Annotated in this window: 16 protein-coding genes; 9 read left to right on the top strand and 7 right to left on the bottom strand. The window is 67.8% G+C overall.

Going from position 1 to position 19,545, the window contains the following annotated elements:
- Positions 1-111 precede the first annotated feature (111 nt).
- From DBV10_RS01900 to DBV10_RS01915, 3 genes are all read left to right on the top strand, one after another.
- Positions 112-711 (top strand): Crp/Fnr family transcriptional regulator, encoded by a 600-nt coding sequence (locus DBV10_RS01900; RefSeq protein ID WP_124510086.1) that lies wholly within the window; start codon positions 112-114, stop codon positions 709-711.
- 148 nt (positions 712-859) lie between these two features.
- Positions 860-3,130 carry a xanthine dehydrogenase family protein molybdopterin-binding subunit gene (locus tag DBV10_RS01905; protein WP_124510088.1) on the top strand — a complete coding sequence of 757 codons (2,271 nt, stop codon included), beginning with the start codon at positions 860-862 and terminating at the stop codon, positions 3,128-3,130.
- Between the two features lie 282 nt (positions 3,131-3,412).
- On the top strand, positions 3,413-3,868 hold the full coding sequence (locus DBV10_RS01915; RefSeq protein ID WP_124510090.1) for a (2Fe-2S)-binding protein: 456 nt from the start codon (positions 3,413-3,415) through the stop codon (positions 3,866-3,868).
- Here the strand turns inward: DBV10_RS01915 and DBV10_RS01920 are convergent.
- Positions 3,865-4,908 (bottom strand): sensor domain-containing diguanylate cyclase, encoded by a 1,044-nt coding sequence (locus tag DBV10_RS01920; protein WP_124510092.1) that lies wholly within the window; start codon positions 4,906-4,908, stop codon positions 3,865-3,867. The genes DBV10_RS01915 and DBV10_RS01920 overlap by 4 nt on opposite strands.
- Positions 4,909-4,933: 25 nt before the next feature.
- The gene (locus DBV10_RS01925; RefSeq protein WP_233589773.1) at positions 4,934-6,139 is read right to left on the bottom strand and encodes a DUF917 family protein; all 1,206 of its coding nucleotides are present in this window, start codon (positions 6,137-6,139) and stop codon (positions 4,934-4,936) included.
- Between the two features lie 160 nt (positions 6,140-6,299).
- On the opposite strand from DBV10_RS01925, the gene DBV10_RS01930 reads away from it, so the two are divergent.
- Positions 6,300-6,986 (top strand): DUF3334 family protein, encoded by a 687-nt coding sequence (locus DBV10_RS01930; RefSeq protein WP_124510094.1) that lies wholly within the window; start codon positions 6,300-6,302, stop codon positions 6,984-6,986.
- A 40-nt stretch (positions 6,987-7,026) separates the two neighbouring features.
- Here DBV10_RS01930 and mgtA read toward each other — a convergent pair whose 3' ends face one another.
- From mgtA to DBV10_RS01950, 5 genes are all read right to left on the bottom strand, one after another.
- Positions 7,027-9,759: a magnesium-translocating P-type ATPase gene (gene mgtA, locus DBV10_RS01935; RefSeq protein WP_124510096.1), complete on the bottom strand. Its 2,733-nt coding sequence runs from the start codon at positions 9,757-9,759 to the stop codon at positions 7,027-7,029.
- Positions 9,760-9,769: 10 nt separating this feature from the next.
- Positions 9,770-9,904 carry a hypothetical protein gene (locus DBV10_RS23295; RefSeq protein WP_255424807.1) on the bottom strand — a complete coding sequence of 45 codons (135 nt, stop codon included), beginning with the start codon at positions 9,902-9,904 and terminating at the stop codon, positions 9,770-9,772.
- Positions 9,905-10,117: 213 nt separating this feature from the next.
- The gene (locus DBV10_RS01940; RefSeq protein ID WP_124510098.1) at positions 10,118-10,363 is read right to left on the bottom strand and encodes a hypothetical protein; all 246 of its coding nucleotides are present in this window, start codon (positions 10,361-10,363) and stop codon (positions 10,118-10,120) included.
- Positions 10,364-10,783: 420 nt separating this feature from the next.
- On the bottom strand, positions 10,784-11,851 hold the full coding sequence (locus tag DBV10_RS01945; protein WP_124510100.1) for a response regulator: 1,068 nt from the start codon (positions 11,849-11,851) through the stop codon (positions 10,784-10,786).
- 17 nt (positions 11,852-11,868) lie between these two features.
- A complete protein-coding gene (locus DBV10_RS01950; RefSeq protein ID WP_124510102.1) occupies positions 11,869-15,483 on the bottom strand; it encodes an ATP-binding protein in 3,615 nt (1,204 codons plus the stop codon).
- A 295-nt stretch (positions 15,484-15,778) separates the two neighbouring features.
- On the opposite strand from DBV10_RS01950, the gene DBV10_RS01955 reads away from it, so the two are divergent.
- From DBV10_RS01955 to DBV10_RS01975, 5 genes are all read left to right on the top strand, one after another.
- The gene (locus DBV10_RS01955; protein ID WP_124510104.1) at positions 15,779-16,081 is read left to right on the top strand and encodes an urease subunit gamma; all 303 of its coding nucleotides are present in this window, start codon (positions 15,779-15,781) and stop codon (positions 16,079-16,081) included.
- Between the two features lie 35 nt (positions 16,082-16,116).
- Complete coding sequence (locus tag DBV10_RS01960; RefSeq protein ID WP_124510106.1) at positions 16,117-16,731, top strand: HupE/UreJ family protein; 615 nt, start codon at positions 16,117-16,119, stop codon at positions 16,729-16,731.
- A gap of 100 nt (positions 16,732-16,831) precedes the next feature.
- Positions 16,832-17,137, top strand: a complete 306-nt coding sequence (locus tag DBV10_RS01965) for an urease subunit beta (protein WP_124510108.1) — start codon at positions 16,832-16,834, stop codon at positions 17,135-17,137.
- A 93-nt stretch (positions 17,138-17,230) separates the two neighbouring features.
- A complete protein-coding gene (gene ureC / locus DBV10_RS01970; protein WP_124510110.1) occupies positions 17,231-18,997 on the top strand; it encodes an urease subunit alpha in 1,767 nt (588 codons plus the stop codon).
- A gap of 11 nt (positions 18,998-19,008) precedes the next feature.
- Entirely contained in the window at positions 19,009-19,497 is a 489-nt protein-coding gene (locus DBV10_RS01975) for a GNAT family N-acetyltransferase (protein ID WP_124510112.1), read from the top strand.
- The last annotated feature ends 48 nt before the right edge of the window (positions 19,498-19,545 follow it).

Here is a 19,545-nt window from a genome sequence, read left to right on the forward strand (position 1 = left end):
TGCACTGTAGGCGGCACCCGCCAGGCCGTCATCAACCCAGGTTAATCGCGCGCCCCAGCACGGGGCGCATCCGCATGGCAAGGCCATGGGCCGCACGGCATACTGCGCGCCATGGCTGCATCCCAGCACCCCGCGTTCCAGTCCCTGCTCACCTCCGCCGCAGGCACCCCCACACTGCCCGACTGGGACATGGCAGAGCGCGCCATCACCGGCCACAGGGTGGATGCGGGCGGCACGGTCTTCCTGCAAGGGGTGCCGCACCCCTATGTGTATACGGTGCACACCGGCCTGCTCAAGCTGTGCTACCTGGACGATGGCGGCACCGAATGGATCAAATCGTTTGCCGAGGAAGGCCGGTTCTTTGCCAGCATTGCGGCCCTGCAGCCGGGTGGCCGCACGGCGTTCATGGTGACCGCCGTCGAGCCCGCCACGCTGGAGCGCATCGACCACCGCGTGCTGCTGGCGCTGGCCGAGCGCCACCTGCCCTGGGCACGCGCGCTGTACCAGCTGACCCTGGTGTTTGCCGCACGCAAGGAAGCGCGCGAGCGCGCGCTGCTCACGCTGGGCGCCGAAGCCCGCTACCGCGCGTTTCTGGCCGAACACCCGGGCCTCGCACTGCGGATTCCGCAAAAGGACCTGGCCCGGCACCTGGGGCTGACCCCCGTGGGCCTCAACCGCATTGCCGTGCGCGTGCGGCGCGCAGGCGGCTGACGGTCCGGCGGCGCTGGCGGTGCAGCGTCACGTAGCCGACATTCGCAGGGGGTATCCCGGCGCACACTGGCGCTAGGATGGCTGCCACGCCGCAGCGGCCAGAGGCCGCCCCCGTCGGCATCCATTGTTCATACGCTCAGGAAAACCCATGGTGAAACGACGCACAGTGCTCCTCGGCGGCGCCGCAACAGCGGGTGCGCTGGTCATTGGCTGGGGCGTTCTGCCCCCGCGCCAGCGCCTGCACACGGCACAGCCCCTGCCCCAGGCACCGGGCCAGGTGGCACTCAATGGCTGGCTCAAGGTGGGCGCCGACAACACCGTGACGGTGATGATGGCCAAGTCCGAAATGGGCCAGGGCACGCACACGGGCCTGGCGGCCATCCTGGCCGAGGAGCTGGACGCCGACTGGGCCCAGGTGCGGCTGGAGATGGCCCCCATCGACGACATCTACAACAACCTGGCCACCGTGGTGGACGGCCTGCCCTTCCACCCCGACAACGACGGCTCGATCAAGGCCGTGGCCGGCTGGCTCACGGCCAAGACCATGCGCGAGGTGGGCGTGATGATGACCGGCGGCTCCAGCAGCATCAAGGACCTGTGGCTGCCCATGCGCGAGGCCGGGGCCCATGCGCGCACCCTGCTCGTCAGCGCCGCCGCAGCGCAGTGGAAGGTGCCAGCGGCCGAATGCCAGGCCAGTGCCGGCACGGTGCAGCACCCCAGCGGCCTGCGCGCCAGCTTTGGGGAACTGGCCGCGCTGGCGGCGCAGCAGCCGCTGCCCGGCAAGGCCGTGCTCAAGGAGCCGGCGGCGTTCAAGCTCATCGGCAAGCCGCTGCCACGCATCGAAGCGGCCGCCAAGCTCCATGGCACGGCGGTGTTCGGCATCGACGCCCAGCCGCCCGGCCTGCTGCATGCGAGCCTGGCGATGTGCCCCACGCGGGGCGGCCAGGTGGCCCGCTTTGACGGCGCCGCCGCCCTGAAACTGCCGGGCGTGAAAAAGGTGCTGGCGGTGGCGCCCTACCACGGCGGCACCGGCGCGGTGGCGGTGATCGCCGACACGCCCTGGCACGCCAAGAAGGCGGCCGCCGCCGTCACCGTGGAGTGGGACCATGGCCCGGCGGCCACGCTGTCGAGCACCGCCGTCATGGCCCAGCTGGCCCAGGCCCTGGACCGGGCCCAGGGGTTTGGCTACCACAGCACGGGCGATGTGGATGCGGCCATGCAGGGCGCCAGCACCACGCTCACGGCCGACTACCGCGCGCCCTACCTGGCCCATGCCGCGCTGGAGCCCATCAACTGCACCGCGCAGTTCAAGGACGGCGCCGCCACCGTGTGGACATCGACCCAGGTGCCCGGCCTGGCACGCAGGGCCGCAGCCAAGGCGCTGGGCATCGACGAAGGCAAGGTCACGGTGCACCAGCTGCTGCTGGGCGGGGGCTTTGGCCGGCGGCTGGAGGTGGACTACGTGGCCCAGGCCGCCGCCATTGCCCAGGCGGCCGACGGCGCGCCCGTGCAAACCCTGTGGTCGCGCGAGCAGGATCTGCAGCACGACTTCTTCCGCCCCGCCTGCATGGCCCGCTTCAAGGCAGGGCTGGACGCGCAAGGCCAGCTCGTGGCCTGGCACAACTGGTCGGCGGGCCAGGCCATCGTGCCGCAGGTGCTGTCGCGCATGTTCGGGCTGCCCGGCGCCGGGCCCGACAAGACCACGTCCGAAGGGGCGTTCGACCAGCCCTACGAATGGCCCCACGCGCGCATTGCGCACGAAACCATCGACCTGCCCCTGCCCGTGGGTTTCTGGCGTTCGGTGGGGCATTCGCACCAGGCTTTCTTCAAGGAGAGCTTTGTCGATGAAGTGGCCCATGCCGCCAGGCAAGACCCGGTGGCGTTCCGCGCGGCCTTGCTCAAGAAGCACCCGCGCCACCTGCGCGTGCTCAAGACGGCCGCCGAGCTGGCGGGCTGGGGCCAGCCACTGGCCGCCGATGCCACGGGCGCCAAGCGCGCCCGGGGCGTGGCGCTGCACCAGTCGTTCGGCTCCATCGTGGCGCAGGTGGCCGAGGTGTCGGTGGGTGCCGACAAGGCCCTGCGCGTGCACCGCGTGGTGTGCGTGATCGACTGCGGCGCGGCCATCAACCCCAACCTCATCACGCAGCAGATGGAAAGCGCCGTGGTGTTCGGCCTCACGGCCGCACTGCATGGCGAGGTGACCCTTCAGAACGGCCAGGTGCAGCAAAGCAACCTGCACGACTACCCCCTGCTGCGCATGGCCGACTGCCCGCAGATCGAGACCCACATCCTCCCCAGCGCGGAGCCGCCCGAGGGCGTGGGCGAGCCCGGCGTGCCCCCCATTGCACCGGCCGTGGCCAACGCGCTGTTCGCGCTCACCGGCCAGCGCCTGCGCGCCCTTCCCCTGACACTGGCCTAAGAACGTGTTTACGATCTCGCAGGGGATCGCGTTGGAGCGCAATCGGGATGAGTGGATGCCTCGGATACGCCGCATGGGCTCGTGCCCATGCAAGCAGACGGGGCGTCCAATCGCCCGATTTCGCCCCAACCCTTCGGGCAGCGGTCTTGGCGGGCGGTCTGCGGCGTTGCGGCGCTTGCCAATAGCCGAGCTATTGGCTGCGCACCGCGCCTTGCATCCCATCCCGGCAAGACCGCTGCGCGACCCCTGGGAGATCGTAAACACGTTCTAAAAGGAGCCCCCATGCCCACCACGATCACCCTCAACGGCCAGCCCACCCCCGTGCATGCCGAGCCCGACACCCCGCTGCTGTGGGTGCTGCGCGGCGAGCTGCATCTGAACGGCACCAAGTTCGGCTGCGGCATGGCCCTGTGCGGCGCCTGCACCGTGCACCTGAACGGCGAGCCCGTGCGGGCCTGCATCACGCCGCTGTCGGCCGTGGGCAGCGCCAACGTCACCACCATCGAGGGCCTGCAGGGCCCCGAGGCCACGGCGCTGCGCGCGGCCTGGACGGCGGTGGACGTGGCCCAGTGTGGCTACTGCCAGAGCGGACAGCTCATGTCGGCCTGTGCACTGCTCAGGAAGACGCCCCGCCCCAGCGATGCCGACATCGACGCCGCCATGTCCGGCAACGCCTGCCGCTGCGGCACCTATCCGCGCATCCGCGCGGCCATCCACCAGGCCGCCCAGGCGCGCTAACCCGCAGGGTCGCCCGGCCCCCTGGGCGCTGGCGCGGCGGTGCCGCCACCGCCAAGCAGTCTGTCGGCGCAGTACACGGCATTGCGCCCCGTGCCCTTGGCCTGGTACAGGGCCTTGTCGGCGCGGTTCACGAGCTCTTCAAAGTCGAGCCCCGTGCCTTTGTGCATGGTGGACACCCCGATGCTCACGGTGACCGCAATGCCCTGTCCCCCCTCGCCCGCAGGCACGCGCAGGGCCTCGACCTCACGGCGCAGCGATTCGGCCACGCGCAGCGCGCTCGGGCCGTCGGTCTCGGGCAGCACGATGACGAATTCTTCGCCGCCAAAACGCGCCACGATGTCCACGCCGCTGCGCTTGCGCGCCGCGCAGGCCTGGGCCACGGCGCAGATCACCCGGTCGCCGGCCAGATGGCCGAAGGCATCGTTGACGGCCTTGAACAGGTCGATGTCCACCACCAGCAGCGACAGCGGGTGGCCGAAGCGCTCCGTGCGCTTGCACTCGTTGGCGCCCAGCTCCATCAGCGTGCGGCGGTTGGACAGGCCGGTGAGCGAATCATTGGCGGCCAGCCGCTCCAGCGTGGCATTGAGCTGCTGCAGCAGGCGGTTCTGCTCGGTGAGCTGCTGGTTGATCTGGGCGATCTCGGTTTCGCGGCACTTGCGGTCGTGGATGTTGAACGTGACGCCGATCAGGCGCTTGCCAGGCGTTGCGCTGTGGCCGTCCATGATGCGGCCATAGTTGGCATACCAGACCCACTCGCCCGCCTTGGAACGCAGCCGGAACTCACAGCGGTACTGCGGTGTGACGCCCAGGAGGTGGTCGGCCACGGCCTGCCGCACAGTGTCGATGTCGTCGGGGTGGAACAGGCTGTAGATGTCCTGCACGCCCGAGACGATTTCGTCCTCGGAGAACCCCAGCTCCTCAAAGGTCTTGGTGGCCTTGCGCGTGACATTGCCCGTGACGAGATCGTTCTCCCACAGGTCCAGCCCCGCGGCCTCCAGGGCCAGCTCCAGCCGCTCCTTGTTCAGGTCTGTTTCACCCATGGTGGATCACGGCGTGCCGATGTGTTCAGGCGGGCGGCATGCCACCGGCATAGCCGATGTTGCGCAAGAGTGCGGCAAAAGACGCCACCACGCCGGGGGTGTTGTAGAGCTGGGGGGCTGTCTGCACGGCGATCACGCTCACCGCGTTGCCGGTGCTGCGGCCCGTGGCCGCGTCGAAATACAGGGCCAGGTCGTCGCTGGCATTCGAGAACCCGCGCCCTGTGCTCTCGGAGTAGTAGCAGATCGAGTCGGGCGCGATGATGTCCGGGGTGGTGCTGGCCGCCGAATACATGATCAGGTTCTCATTGAGGTTGTACAGGTAATGCGTAGCCGTGCTCCGGCGGGGGTCTTGCGCATTGTCCAGCCGGATGATGCCCGAGTCCAGCGAGGCGCTGGACGTGGACTGCGTGACCGAGGTGATGTAGAAATTGGTGACCACGGCACGCGCGGCGCGGCCGGTGATCTCCTCAATGCCCGCCGCTACCGTCTGCGTGTTCAGCGGCGTGACCGCCTGCAGCAACTGCAGGCCCAGCACCCGCGCCTGCTCCAGCGTGCCCGGGATGTAGCTGCCCGACAACGCAAACTGGTTGCCCGCGTTCGACGGCCACATCGCAATGCCCGAATACCCGCCAAAACCGCCCACCACCCCGCCCGCCAGGGTCTCCACGCGTGCTGCGGTGGCGGCACCCAGCAGGGCCGACTCCATCTCCACCAGGTTGGGGGCGTCGCTGGCCAGCGCCGCGGGGCATGGCGCCAGCGCCGGTGTGCCGGTGAAAGTGGTCTGGGGCAGCTCGGGCACGGCGCGGCCTGCGCCATCGCCGTTCACCACCCAGACGCTGCCGCCCGACAGGGCCGCGCCGATCAGCGGCACCAGCGAGTTGATGGGCCCGATCTCCACCGGGATGAAGGCGCCCGGCTGCATGCCGGTGTATGCCTGCAGCACGGCCACGGTGTTGCTGATGGAGTTCTGCACCGCCGTGAGGGTGAGGCTGTCGGCCGCGTCGGGCGACCCCATGATGGCCAGCACGCAGGCATTGGTGGCACCGTCGTAGTCCTGCACCTGCACCGTGCCCTTGTAGCCCTGGTCCGCCAGCTGCTGCACGATGGCGCAGGCGTCGTGGTAGCTGCCGCCACCGCCGCTGGCCAGCACGGCCGCCCCGGCCGCTATCGCCTGGAAATCGGTCAGGCCATAGAAGTAGACATTGCCCATCTGGCGCGCCCCCCTCTTCATGCTTATTGGATGGAAGGCACGATACGCGAGCCGGTTCGAAAGTCAATTGGCGTACTTCCACACGCCGCCGCAGGGGGTAGCACTCTGGTCTCCGGGGGCGTCATCGCCTATGCTCTGCACCACGCCCTTATTGATTTCTGGCCGCGACCCAGACCACACCATGAGCACCCCTGAAAAATCCCCCGTCTACGGCACCGAAGACCTGCTGATCAGCCTGTGCAACTCCGTCACGCGCGTGCTGGGCGTGGCCACGCACAGCCAGATCCACTACTCCGGCATGGTGCAGCGCATCAGCAAGACCTGCCTCAAGCCCGACATCGGCTGCTTCGTGCTGTTCGATGGCGGCTTCTCGGGGCTGGTGATCATCAACTTCTCGGGCCAGGCAGCCATGGAGCTGTACGCCAACTACCTGCTGAACATGGGCATGTCCAAGGAGGACCTGGTCAGCTCGTACACCTCCGATGAGGTGAGCAATGTGATGGGCGAGCTGATGAACCAGGTGGTGGGCGACTTCACCGGCAAGGTGCGGCGCGAGCTGCAGACCCACATCACGCAGAACCAGCCCAAGATGCTGGTGCTGAACAAGCAGGTGCAGTTGTCCGTGGACGCCAACCTGGACAAGCCCGAGGCCCGGCGCGTGACCTTCTACACCAGCAACAACAACATCTTCTACCTGGAACTGGCCATCGACCGCACGGAGTTCATCAAGCTCTACGACTTCGAAGCCCAGGAGGCCCCGGACCCCGATGCCCTGATGGCCCAGTCGCAGGAGGCCCCGCCCGTGCCCGCACCACCCCCCGCCGGGCAGGACGACACGGACGCGCTGCTCAAGTCGCTGGGGATGTAGCCGCCGTTGCCACCGCAGTGGCAGCCGTGGCCACTGCCAGCTACTGCCAGCCAAACCGGTGGATGTAGTAGCGCTTCATGGCGGTGGTGAACACCACGTACCCCGCCAGGATGCCCACCAGCCATGGGAAATAGCCCCACGGCAATGCCTGCAGCTTGAAATGCCCGGCCAGCGGCCCCATCGGGATAAAGATGCCGGCCGCCATGATGAGCACGGTGGTCGCCACCAGTGGCACCGATGCCATGCTCTGCACGAACGGCAGCTTGGGTGTGCGGATCATGTGCACGATCAGCGTCTGCGTGAGCAGCCCCACCACGAACCAGCCCGACTGGAACAGCGTCTGTGCCCCCGCATGGTTGGCGCCAAACACATGCCACATGACCGCAAAGGTCGTGACGTCAAACACCGAGCTGATGGGCCCGAAGAACACCATGAAGCGCCCAATGTCGCCAGGGTTCCACTGCAGCGGGTTGCGGATCAGTTCCTCATCCACATGGTCGAACGGGATCGCGATCTGCGACACGTCGTACAGCAGGTTCTGCACCAGCAGGTGCAGGGGCAGCATGGGCAGGAACGGCAGGAAGGCGCTGGCCACCAGCACTGAAAACACGTTGCCAAAGTTGGAGCTGGCCGTCATGCGGATGTACTTGAGCATGTTGCAGAAGGTCTTGCGCCCTTCCATCACCCCCTCTTCCAGCACCATCAGGCTTTTCTCCAGCAGGATGATGTCGGCCGCCTCCTTGGCAATGTCCACGGCGCTGTCCACGCTGATGCCGATGTCGGCCGCGCGCAGCGCGGGCGCGTCATTGATGCCGTCGCCCATGAAGCCCACCACATGCCCCCCCGCGCGCAAGGCATGCACCAGGCGCTCCTTGTTCAGTGGCGAGAGCTTGGCGAACAGGTTGTGCGACTCGGCGGCCCGGGCCAGCGCGGCATCGTCCATCGCATCGATGTCCCCGCCCAACAGCACGCCCTGCACCGGCAGGCCCACCTCGCGGCAGACCTTGAGCGCGACCAGCTCGTTGTCGCCGGTCAACACCTTCACCGCCACGCCATGCGCGGCCAGCGCCCTGAGCGCCGGTGCCGTGGACTCCTTGGGTGGATCCAGAAACGCCACGTAGCCAATCAACGTGAGCCCGGCTTCATCGGCCACGCTGTACACCGTCTGGTGCGGGGGGGTCTCTTTCATGGCCACAGCCACCACCCGCAGGCCCTCGTTGTTCAGGCCCCGTGTCACCGCCAGCACGCGAGCGCGCAGGCTGGCGTCGAGCGGCAAGTCCTGCGCGCCCGATGCCTCCACCACACGCACCTGGGTGCACACGGCCAGCATTTCCTCCACGGCCCCCTTGCAGATCAGCTCATGGTGGTCGTCGCGCTCGCTCACGATGACCGACATGCGCCGGCGCACGAAGTCGAACGGGATCTCATCCACCTTGCGGTAGTCCTGCGCCAGGCGCAGGTGGGCCTGCAGTTCCACATGCTCCAGCACGGCACGGTCCAGCAGGTTCTTGAGGCCGCTTTGGTAGTGGCTGTTGAGATAGGCGAAGGTGAGCACCTCGTCACTGTCGTGGCCAAACACATCGGTGTGGCGCTCCAGAAAGATTTTGTCCTGAGTGAGCGTGCCGGTCTTGTCGGTGCACAGCACATCCATGGCGCCAAAGTTCTGGATCGCATCCAGCCGCTTCACAACCACCTTCTTGCGCGACAGCAGCACAGCCCCCTTGGCCAGGGTGCTGGTGACGATCATGGGCAGCATCTCGGGCGTGAGGCCCACGGCCACCGACAGCGCAAACAGAAAGGCTTCCAGCCAGTCGCCCTTGGTGAAACCGTTGACCAGCAACACGATGGGCACCATCACCAGCGCAAAGCGAATCAGCAGCCAGCTCACGCTGTTGACGCCCGCCTGGAACGCCGTGGGTCGGCGGTCGGTCGCCGTGACGCGCGTGGCCAGCGTGCCAAAGTAGGTGTGGTTCCCCGTGGCCACCACCAGCGCCGTGGCGGAGCCCGACACCACATTGGTGCCCATGAACAGCAGGTTGCCGGCCTCCAGCACGCTGGTGCCAGGGGTGCTGCGCTCGGCAAACTTTTCGACCGGCAGCGATTCGCCCGTCATGGCCGACTGGCTCACGAACAGATCCTTGGCCGTGAGCACCCGGCAGTCCGACGGAATCATGTCGCCCGCCGACAAAACGATATGGTCGCCCGGCACCAGCTGGCCGATGGGCAGCTCGCGCGATGTGGCGGCCCCGCCCCGGGGCTCGCCGCTGCGGCGCAGCACGGTGGCCGTGTTGCTGACCAGCGACTTGAGGCGCTCGGCCGCACGGTTGGAACGCCCCTCCTGCACAAACCGCAGCAGGGTTGACAACACCACCATGGCCAGGATCACGGCGGTGGCTTCATGGTCTTCGGTCAGGTAGGAAATCAGCGCCAGCACCGTGAGCAGGACATTGAACGGATTCTTGTAGCAGTGCCACAGATGCAGCCAGGCGGGCAGGGGCTTCTCGTGCTCCACCTCGTTGGGGCCGTGCTGTGCCAGGGCGGCCGCAGCCTGGGCATCGCTCAGGCCTTTCTCGTGCGAATGCAGGCGCATGATCAGGCTGCTCAGCTCTTCGCTGGCGGCCTGCTGCAGTTCGCGGCTGAGCAGGTTGGGCGAGGTGGCCGGGGTGGGCGCGCGGCCCAGCGTGAGGGTGTCCAGAATCAGCCGACGCGCAAAATGGCGCGTGACATGGCGACTGCGCAGAAAGCGGTCAAAGATGTTGTGCAGGAAGTTCATGGCGGTCTCCCTAGCGGCAGTACACGCTGCAGGGCAGTGCGCGCGCAGCATGCACCCCATGGCGAGAGCCGGGCGAGGCCAGCAAGGCCAGGCGCAGGGCATCGCCCGCCGTGCCGCGTGATGAGAAACAAAAGAGTCGGAACATGGTGAGCACTCCCTCTGGCCCCAGCCGCCAGAGGATCGTGCTCACGCAGTCACGCAAGCAAGGCGCCTCTGGGCCATGGCCAGATCAAAAAATTCAGGAACAGGAAAAACCATCGGAACGATGGAAGGTCGGAGCGGCGCTGCACAGCGCCTGTGCGGGTCTGGGTCCATGGGGCCTCCCTGTGTGTATTGGCAATAAGAGAGCGCGACGGGCTCAGCGCCCCGAACGGTGGCGGGGCTGCACCCAGGGCTGCCCGTGCAGGCAACACCGGATGCGGTGTGTGGGCCAGAGGGTGTGCCCATCCAGGCCCGCCACGGCCTGCAGCGCATCACCGCCGGGGTCGCAGCCCACCAAGGGGGCGGCAGCGCGCTGCGCAGGCCGCAGCGGTGCAGCGCCATGTGGGGTGCGCAGCACCAGCGCACGCTGCAAGAAGGTCGGCAGATCAACAAAGTAACGCATGGCCGTGGTCCTGGTCGGGCAACACGGAGCGTGCAGACGGGTACTGGCGCCGGTGGGCACCCTGGTCACAGGCGGTCAGCACCCTCAACAAGAGGGCACGGCCTGCACCAACGGTGCACGGGCAGGAACACGGCAAGACGGGATGGCCGACCGAGGTGCCCGCGCCGGGGCATATCGGAAGGCTGGGAGAAGCGGGGCCTGGGCCTGCACGGAGCAGCCTGTGGCCCGGGAGCGGGCGTCAGGAGGCCTGGCAGGCAGCAGCCGTCACGGCTTGCTGGGATTCACTGCAACAACTGGCACTTTCCACGCTGGGGGCTCCGAAAATGAAGGTGGGCGATTATTGCACTGCAACATGGCAGGGTCAAAGCACTTTTTCGCAGGCCTTTGACCACCCGCACCGGCAGCTGGTCGCCCCTCTTCTCACCCCTCGAACTGCGGATGCAGCTGCCGGATGCGGTTCATCGCCATGGCGGCAGCCGCCGTGCGCGTCTCTACCCCCAGCTTGGCAAACACGCGCTCCAGGTGTTTCTTCACGGTGGCAGGGCTGGCGCCCAGGATGTCGCCGATGTCGCGGTTGATCTTGCCCTTGACCACCCAGTACAGCACCTCGGCCTCGCGGGCGGTGAGCTTGAACGACAGGCTCATGGATTCGATGATCTTCGCGTCGGACACCTCGCGCATCACGATGAGCCAGTCGCCACCGCCCGCGCTGTCGCCGGCCTGCTGGTGCAGGCGGAAGGTGAGCCTGCGGGCGCCCTGCTCCACCGCCAGGCGCGGCGGCTCGGCCAGCGATGCGGCCAGCAGCTCGGCGGCGTTGTCGGCCAGCACATGGCGGCGCAGCCAGGCCTGCACGGGCTCGGGCGCCCAGTGGCCGAAGGCGGTGGGCGCGCCGTCCGGGCCCACCTCGCCGAAGTAGCTTTGCAGCAGCTCGCGCGCCAGCGGGGTCTGCCACACGATGCGGCCGTCCACCGCGCGCACGGTGATGCTGGCGTAGCCGAAGGCATCGAGCGCATTGCGCGCCTCGCGGGCCTGGCGCGCGTCCTGCCGGGCCTTGCGCGCAGCGCCCAGGTGCACGCCCATGCGGGCCATCACCTCGCGTGGCTTGATGGGCTTGGTGACGTAGTCCACGCCGCCCGCCTCCAGCGCAGCCACCAGGTGTTCGGTTTCGGTCAGGCCGGTCATGAAGATGATGGGGATGTGCGCGGTGGCGGGCGACGCCTTCAGGCGCCGCGCGACCTCGAAGCCGTCCATGCCAGGCATCATGGCGTCGAGCAGCACGATGTCGGGCAGCGCCTGCGCGGCGCGCTGCAGCGCGGCCTCGCCATGCATGGCCACCAGCACCGTGTAGCCCGATTCATCGAGCGCGTCGTGCAGCACGGCCAGGTTGTCGGGCACGTCGTCCACGATCAGCACCACGTCGCTGTCGCTGCGGTCCAGCGCTGCCAGCGCGGGGGTTGCCGGGGTGGAAGGAGGCAAGGTCGCGGTCATGGGGGGGATGGTCATCGTCACGAGGGGGCCTGCTCCAGGATCTGGCCCATGGCGTCGAACTGAAACTCGCGCGCCATCTGCCGCATGGTGTGCACAAACGCCTGGTGTGCGGGCTGGCTGCGTTCGATCTCGTCCAGGGCGTTGAGGATGCCCCGGTAGTAACCCAGCGCCACGGCCTGGGCCAGCGCGGCCAGGGCGGCGGCGTTGGGGTAGCTCATTGGCTTGGCCGCGGTGGGTGCAGGGTGCAGGGGCAGCGCTGCTGCAGGCTGCGCCAACGCATCGCCCTCGTACACCCACTGCAGCCCCAGGCGGCGCTCCAGCCAGTCCAGCAGCTCGGTGTGGCGCACGGGCTTGACGATGAAATCTTCGGGGCGAATGTCCACGTCGTTGTCCAGCGCCTTGTCGAAGGCGTTGGCCGACACCACGGCACAGCGCACGCCCACAAGCTCCATCTGCCGCACGCGCCGCAAAGTCTCCCAGCCGTCGATGCCCGGCATGGCCAGGTCCATGAAGATCGCGTGGGGCCGGTAGCCCGTGGCCAGCAGGTCCAGCGCGTCGTGGCCGCTGGCGGCCTGGCGCAGCTCGAAACCCAGGGGTTCGAGCAGTTGCACCAGCAGCTCGCGGTCGGGCTCTTCGTTGTCCACCACCAGAATGCGGCGGCGCTCGCCCGCATAGCCCACCCGGCCCTTGCGCGCCGGCGCTACGCGGCCGCTGCCGGCACCCATCGATGCCGGAGACTTGCCCAGCGCCTCGGCGTGCACCTCGGGCAAAAACAGCTTGACGTGGAACACCGAGCCCACGCCGGGCTGGCTGGTGACCGACATTTCACCACCCATCAGCACGGTGAGCATCCTGGCAATGGTCAGCCCCAGCCCCGCGCCCGGCGCCGCCGCAGGGCCGCTGCCACCGGTGGAGCCGCCGCGCGCAAAGGGCTCGAAGATGCGCTCGATCTCGTCGGCGCTCAGGCCCGGCCCCGTGTCCTGCACCTCGATGCGCGCCATCTCGCGCGCATAGCGCACGCGCAGCGTGACCCGGCCCTGCGCGGTGAACTTGACGGCGTTGCCCAGCAGGTTGATGAGGATCTGGCGCAGGCGCTTGTCGTCGGCCCGCACCACCTCCGGGACCACGCCCTGCACGTCGAACACGAACGCCAGGCCCTTGGCGGCGGCCTGCAGCTCGAACAGCGCGGCCATCTCGTGCAGGCCGTCGGCAAAGCGCATGGGCGCCACGTCCAGCGTGAGCTTGCCCGACTCGATGCGTGCGATGTCCAGCGTGCCCTCAATGAGCGAGAGCAGGTGTTCGCCCCCCCGGCGGATCACATGCACCGCCTGCTTGCGGTGCGGCGGCACGCCCGCGTCTTCGCCCATCAGTTGCGCATAGCCCAGGATGGAGTTGAGCGGCGTGCGGATCTCGTGGCTGATGGCGCTGATGTAGCGGCTCTTGGCCTGGTTGGCCTGCTCCGCCGCCTGCTGGGCCTGCTCGGCCACACTGCGGGCGGTTTGCAGGGCTTCGTCGGTCTGGCGGTGCAACTCGATCTCGCGCACCAAGAGGCCCGTCTGGCGGTTGGACTCCTCCTGCGCCACCTGCCGGCTCTTGTGCGCCAGCACCAGCCACCAGGCCACGATGCCCGAGATGACCAAGAGCGCCAGGTAGGCCTTGAGCAGACCCGAGCGCAGCGCCACCTCGGGTGCGGCCATCACCTCGGTGTCCGTCGCCGCCTGGGTGATGGTGTTGAGCTCCTGGTGGTACAGCAGCCCCATCACCGAGGCCAGCAGCGGCGCAATCACCAGCATCAGCAGCAGGAAGTGGCCCAGGCCCGTGTCCAGGTAGCGCCACACCGCGCGCGGCAGCACCCAGCGCAGCGCGGCCGACCATTGCACCGCCATGCTCGCATGGGGCTTGCACAGGTCGCCGCAACGCGCATCCAGCGTGCAGCACAGCGAGCAGATGGCACCCCGGTAGGCGGGGCATTGGGCCATGTCGGGCGCTTCGTATTCGCGCTCGCAGACCACGCAGCGCTGCACGGTCAGGCGCTGGTAGGTCCCCAGGTCTGCAGCCCGGGCACCGGGCACCGGGCCCAGCATGGGCACAGCCACGGGCTCGCTTTGCCGCGCGATGTAGTACTTGCCGCGCGTGGCCCAGGCGATCAGCGGGGCGGCCACAAAGGCCACGGCCATCGCGATCACCGCCGAGAACGCCTGCGGCAGCGGCCCGAACAGGCCCAGGTGCGCGCTGATGGACAACATGGACGCCAGCGCCATGGCCCCCACGCCCACGGGGTTGATGTCGTACAGGTGTGCGCGCTTGAACTCGATGCCCTTGGGCGACAGGCCCAGCGGCTTGTTGATGACCAGGTCGGCCACCACCGACATGATCCAGGCGATGGCGATGTTGGAGTACAGGCCCAGCACCTCGCCCATGGCGCGGAACACGTTCATCTCCATCAGCATGAAGGCGATCAGCGTGTTGAACACCACCCACACCACGCGCCCCGGGTGGCTGTGCGTGAGGCGCGAGAAGAAGTTGGACCACGCCAGCGACCCCGCGTAGGCGTTGGTGACGTTGATCTTCATCTGCGAGACCACCACGAACAGCGCCGTGGCCGCCACCGCCCAGCCGTAGTGCGGGAACACGTATTCATACGCCACCAGGTACATCTGGTTGGGGTCCACCGCGCGCTCGGCCGGCACCATGTGGGTCAGGGCCAGGTAGGCGAGCAGCGCGCCGCCCAGCATCTTGAGCACCCCCAGCACCACCCAGCCCGGCCCGCCCACCAGCACGCCCAGCCACCAGCGCCCACGCGTGCCTGGCGTGCGGGCGGGCATGAAACGCAGGTAGTCGGCCTGCTCCCCCATCTGGGTGATGAGCGCAATGCCGACGGTGAGCGCCGCACCAAACAAGGGCAGATGAAAGCTGGCACCGCGTGCGGATTCACCACCATAGTGCACAACCCCCGCGAATGCACCAGGATCGCGCATGAGCACATAGCCAAAAGGCACCACCAGCATCACCAGCCACAGCGGCTGCGTCCACACCTGCAGCCGGCTGATGGCCGACACGCCGTGGGTGACGAGGGGAATCACCACAATGGCGCAGATCAGGTAGCCCCAGGTGGGCGGGATGTCGAGCGCCAGCTCCAGCGCATAGGCCATCACGGCGGCCTCCAGCGCGAAGAAGATGAAAGTGAAGCTGGCGTAGATCAGCGAGGTGAGCGTGGAGCCGATGTAGCCAAAGCCCGCGCCGCGCGTGAGCAGGTCCATGTCCACCCCGTAGCGCGCGGCATAGACGCTGATGGGCAGGCCCGCCAGGAAGATGATGAGCCCCGTGGCCACGATGGCCCAGAAGGCGTTGATGAAGCCGTACTGCACCAGCAGCGTGGCACCCACGGCCTCCAGGATCAGGAAGGAGGCCGCGCCGAAGGCGGTGTTGGCCACCCGCCATTCGGACCACTTGCGAAAGCGCTGGGGGGCGTAGCGCAGCGCATAGTCCTCCATGGTCTCGGTGGCCACCCAGCTGTTGTAGTCGCGCCGGACCTTGACGACCTGCTGTGGGGCCTGGGCGTCCGCGTCCTGGCCCCGCACTGGGGCCGAAGCCACGTCGGGCGGTGCAAGAGAGGCGTTGGAAGGGGGCATGGGTTGGGGTTGCAGCAAGCGTTGCAAGTGCAGTTTCCATGCCACCGGCCCCCTCAGCGCCCTGCCCGCCTTCGCCCTCTGGCGTATGGCGGGCACGGGGCTTGCTGCCTATGATGAATCCGCATGACAAAGATCGCCCAGCCCAGCCAGGGACTGCCCCTTCGGGTTGGCACCGCTTCACGGCTGAACCAACTTGCAGCCCCCACATTGAGTGAAACGAAATGGAACTGACGCCTCGCGTTCGACCGCCCCAGCGGTCGGGCGATCCATTGACCCCAGCATTGAGTGAAACGACATGGAACTGACGCCTCGCGAAAAAGACAAGCTCTTGATCTTCACCGCCGCCCTGCTGGCCGAGCGCCGCAAGGCCCGGGGCCTGAAGCTCAACTACCCCGAGGCCGTGGCCCTGATCAGCGCCGCCGTGATGGAAGGCGCGCGCGACGGCAAGACCGTGGCGCAGCTCATGAGCGAAGGCCGCACCGTGCTGACCCGTGCGGATGTGATGGACGGCATCGCCGAGATGATCCCGGACATCCAGGTGGAGGCCACCTTCCCCGATGGCACCAAGCTCGTCACCGTCCATCAGCCCATCGTCTGACCCCATTCCCACTGACTTCCCTTTGTGGAGCCCCCATGCGCATCACACTTTCACCTCGCCACACAGCCGCTCTTTTTTTGATAGCTGCCAGCGCAATCAGTACAGGCGCCAGCGCCCATACCGGCGCTGAATCCCACATCCACAACAGCTTTCTGAGCGGCCTGGCCCACCCTTTGTTCGGCCTGGACCACCTGGCCGCCATGGTGGCCGTGGGCCTGTGGAGCGCCCTGGCCGCGCGCAGCGCCGGGCGCGAGCTGCTGTGGGGCCCCGTGGGCTTTGCGGCCATGTTGCTGGTGGGCGCCGTGCTGGGCCTGCAGGGCGTGGCACTGCCTGCGGTGGAGCCGATGATTGCCGCATCGCTGCTGGCCACGGGCCTGCTTGTGGTGTCGCGTCTGCGCGTGCCCGGCCTGGTGGCGGCGCTGGGCGTGGGGGTGTTTGCCGTGTTCCACGGCGTGGCCCACGGCCATGAGCTGGCGGGCAGCGACAGCGCCTGGCAAACCCTGGCGGGCATGCTGGCCGCCACCGTGCTGCTGCATGGCGCGGGCCTGGCTGCGGGCTGGGCACTGCGTGAACGCTCTGTGTGGGTGGCGCGGCTGGCCGGTGCAGGCGTGGCCACGTTCGGTGGCGCACTGTTGCTGCAGATGGCGTGATGGCAGCAGCCCCCGCCCTGGTTGACAAGCACCCAGGCCCCTCTCCCCGGCCCTCTCCCACAAGGGGAGAGGGAGTAACCCCCACCATGGATGACCGACCATGATCCCAGGCGAACTCTTCACCGAACCCGGCGAACACCTGCTCAACACCGGCCGCCGCACGCTGACCATCGTCGTGCGCAACACCGGCGACCGCCCCATCCAGGTGGGCTCGCACTACCACTTTGCCGAGACCAACAACGCCCTGGGTTTCGACCGCACCGCCGCGCGCGGCATGCGGCTGAACATCGCCTCGGGCACGGCCGTGCGCTTCGAGCCCGGCCAGGAGCGCACCGTGGAGCTGGTGGACTACGCGGGCGCACGCCAGGTGTTCGGCTTCCAGGGCCTGACCCAGGGCCTGTTGTAGCCAATTCAATTAGAAACAGCCTCTAGCGCTTGATGGATAAGCGCAAGCAGCTATCAAAACAATAGTCATCAGTTCTCGCGGAGCACCCCCACCATGGCAACCATTGGACGACGCGCCTATGCCGAGATGTTCGGCCCCACGGTGGGCGACCGCCTGCGCCTGGCCGACACCGACCTCATCCTGGAGGTCGAGGCCGACTACACACTGCGCGCGGGCAGCTACGGCGAAGAGGTGAAGTTCGGCGGCGGCAAGACCATCCGCGATGGCATGGCGCAAAGCCAGCGCACGAACTCGCAGGGCGCGGTCGACACGGTGCTGACCAACGCGCTCATCATCGACCACACCGGCATCGTCAAGGCCGACATCGGCCTGCGCGCGGGCCGCATCGCGGCCATCGGCAAGGCCGGCAACCCCGACGTGCAGCCGGGCGTGGACATCGTCATCGGCCCCGGCACCGAGGTCATCAGCTGCGAGGGCAACATCGTCACCGCCGGCGGCATCGACAGCCACATCCACTTCATCTGCCCGCAGCAGATCGAAGAGGCCCTGGCCAGCGGCGTGACCACCATGCTGGGCGGCGGCACCGGCCCCGCCACGGGCACGCTGGCCACCACCTGCACTTCGGGCCCCTTCAACCTGGAGCGCATGCTGCAGGCCGCCGACGCCTTCCCCATGAACCTGGGCTTCCTTGGCAAAGGCAACGCCAGCCTGCCCGATGCGCTGCACGAGCAGATCAACGCGGGCGCGATTGGCCTCAAGCTGCACGAAGACTGGGGCACCACACCCGCCGCCATCAGCAACTGCCTGGATGTGGCCGAAGCCACCGACACGCAGGTCGCCATCCACAGCGACACGCTCAACGAATCGGGCTTCGTGGAGAACACCATCGCCGCCGTGGGCGGGCGCGGCATCTGCGCCTTCCACACCGAAGGCGCGGGCGGCGGCCATGCGCCCGACATCCTGCGCGTGGTGGGCGAGGCCAACTTCCTGCCCAGCTCCACCAACCCCACCATGCCCTACACGCAGAACACGCTGGACGAGCATGTGGACATGCTCATGGTCTGCCACCACCTCGATGCCAGCATCGCCGAAGACCTGGCCTTTGCCGAAAGCCGCATCCGCAAGGAAACCATCGCCGCCGAAGACATCCTGCACGACCTGGGCGCCATCAGCATGATGTCCAGCGACAGCCAGGCCATGGGCCGCGTAGGCGAAGTCATCCTGCGCACCTGGCAGACCGCGCACAAGATGAAGGTGCAGCGCGGGTGGCTCGCCCCCCATCCGATCGCCCTGAGCCCGTCGAAGGGCCCGGCTGAGCTTGTCGAAGCCCTGCAGCGCAACGACAACACGCGCATCAAGCGCTACGTGGCCAAGTACACCATCAACCCCGCCATCGCCCACGGCATCAGCCACGAGGTGGGATCCATCGAGGTCGGCAAGTGGGCCGACATCGTGATCTGGAAACCCGCGTTCTTCGGCGTCAAGCCCGCGCTCATCCTCAAGGGCGGCCTGATCGCCATGGCCGCCATGGGCGACCCCAACGCCTCCATCCCCACGCCCCAGCCCGTGCACTACCGGCCGATGTTCGGCGCGTTCGGCGGCGCCATTGCCAAGACCTCGCTCACCTTTGTTTCGCAGGCCGGGTTGAATGCGGGCATTGGCGAACGCTTCGGCCTGCACAAAACCTTGAGCGCGGTGCGCAACATCCGTGGCGTGCGCAAGCAGCACATGGTGCACAACAGCTACACACCCAAGATGGAAGTGGACGCACAGACCTACACCGTGCGCGCCGACGGCCAGTTGCTGACCTGCGAGCCCGCCACCGTGCTGCCGATGGCGCAGCGCTACTTTTTGTTCTGAGGCCACGCTCCGTGAACGCCTTGCAGCAAGACCTGGACATCCGACAGGACGACCTGAGCGATCCGCGCATTGAAGCCTTCATGCAGGAGCACTTGCAGGACATGTACGCCACCTCGCCACCCGAAAGCGTGCACGCCCTGGACATGGACCAACTGCGCCAGCCTGATATTGCCTTCTGGTCTGCCTGGCTGCCCGGGGCCGAGGGCGGCGTGCTGGTGGGCACCGGCGCACTCAAGCAGCTCGACGCCACCCATGCCGAACTCAAATCCATGCGCACCAGCGCCCACCACCGGGGCCAGGGCATCGCACGCCAGGTGCTCGGCCACCTGCTGCAAGAAGCCCGCACACGCGGCTTCACCCGCGTGAGCCTGGAGACCGGCCCCCAGCCCTTCTTCGAACCCGCGCGCAAGCTGTACTTCCAGCACGACTTCGTGGAGTGCGGCCCGTTTGCCGACTACGGCCCCGACCCCTACAGCTTCTTCATGACCCGCCCCGTGTGAGCGGCGCCACCGCGCAACGCCCTGGGGCCACAATGCGCGTTTTGCCGC

Origin of the sequence: Acidovorax sp. FJL06, from assembly GCF_003852545.1 — a bacterium.
In the GTDB taxonomy this organism is placed as follows: Bacteria; Pseudomonadota; Gammaproteobacteria; order Burkholderiales; family Burkholderiaceae_C; genus Acidovorax.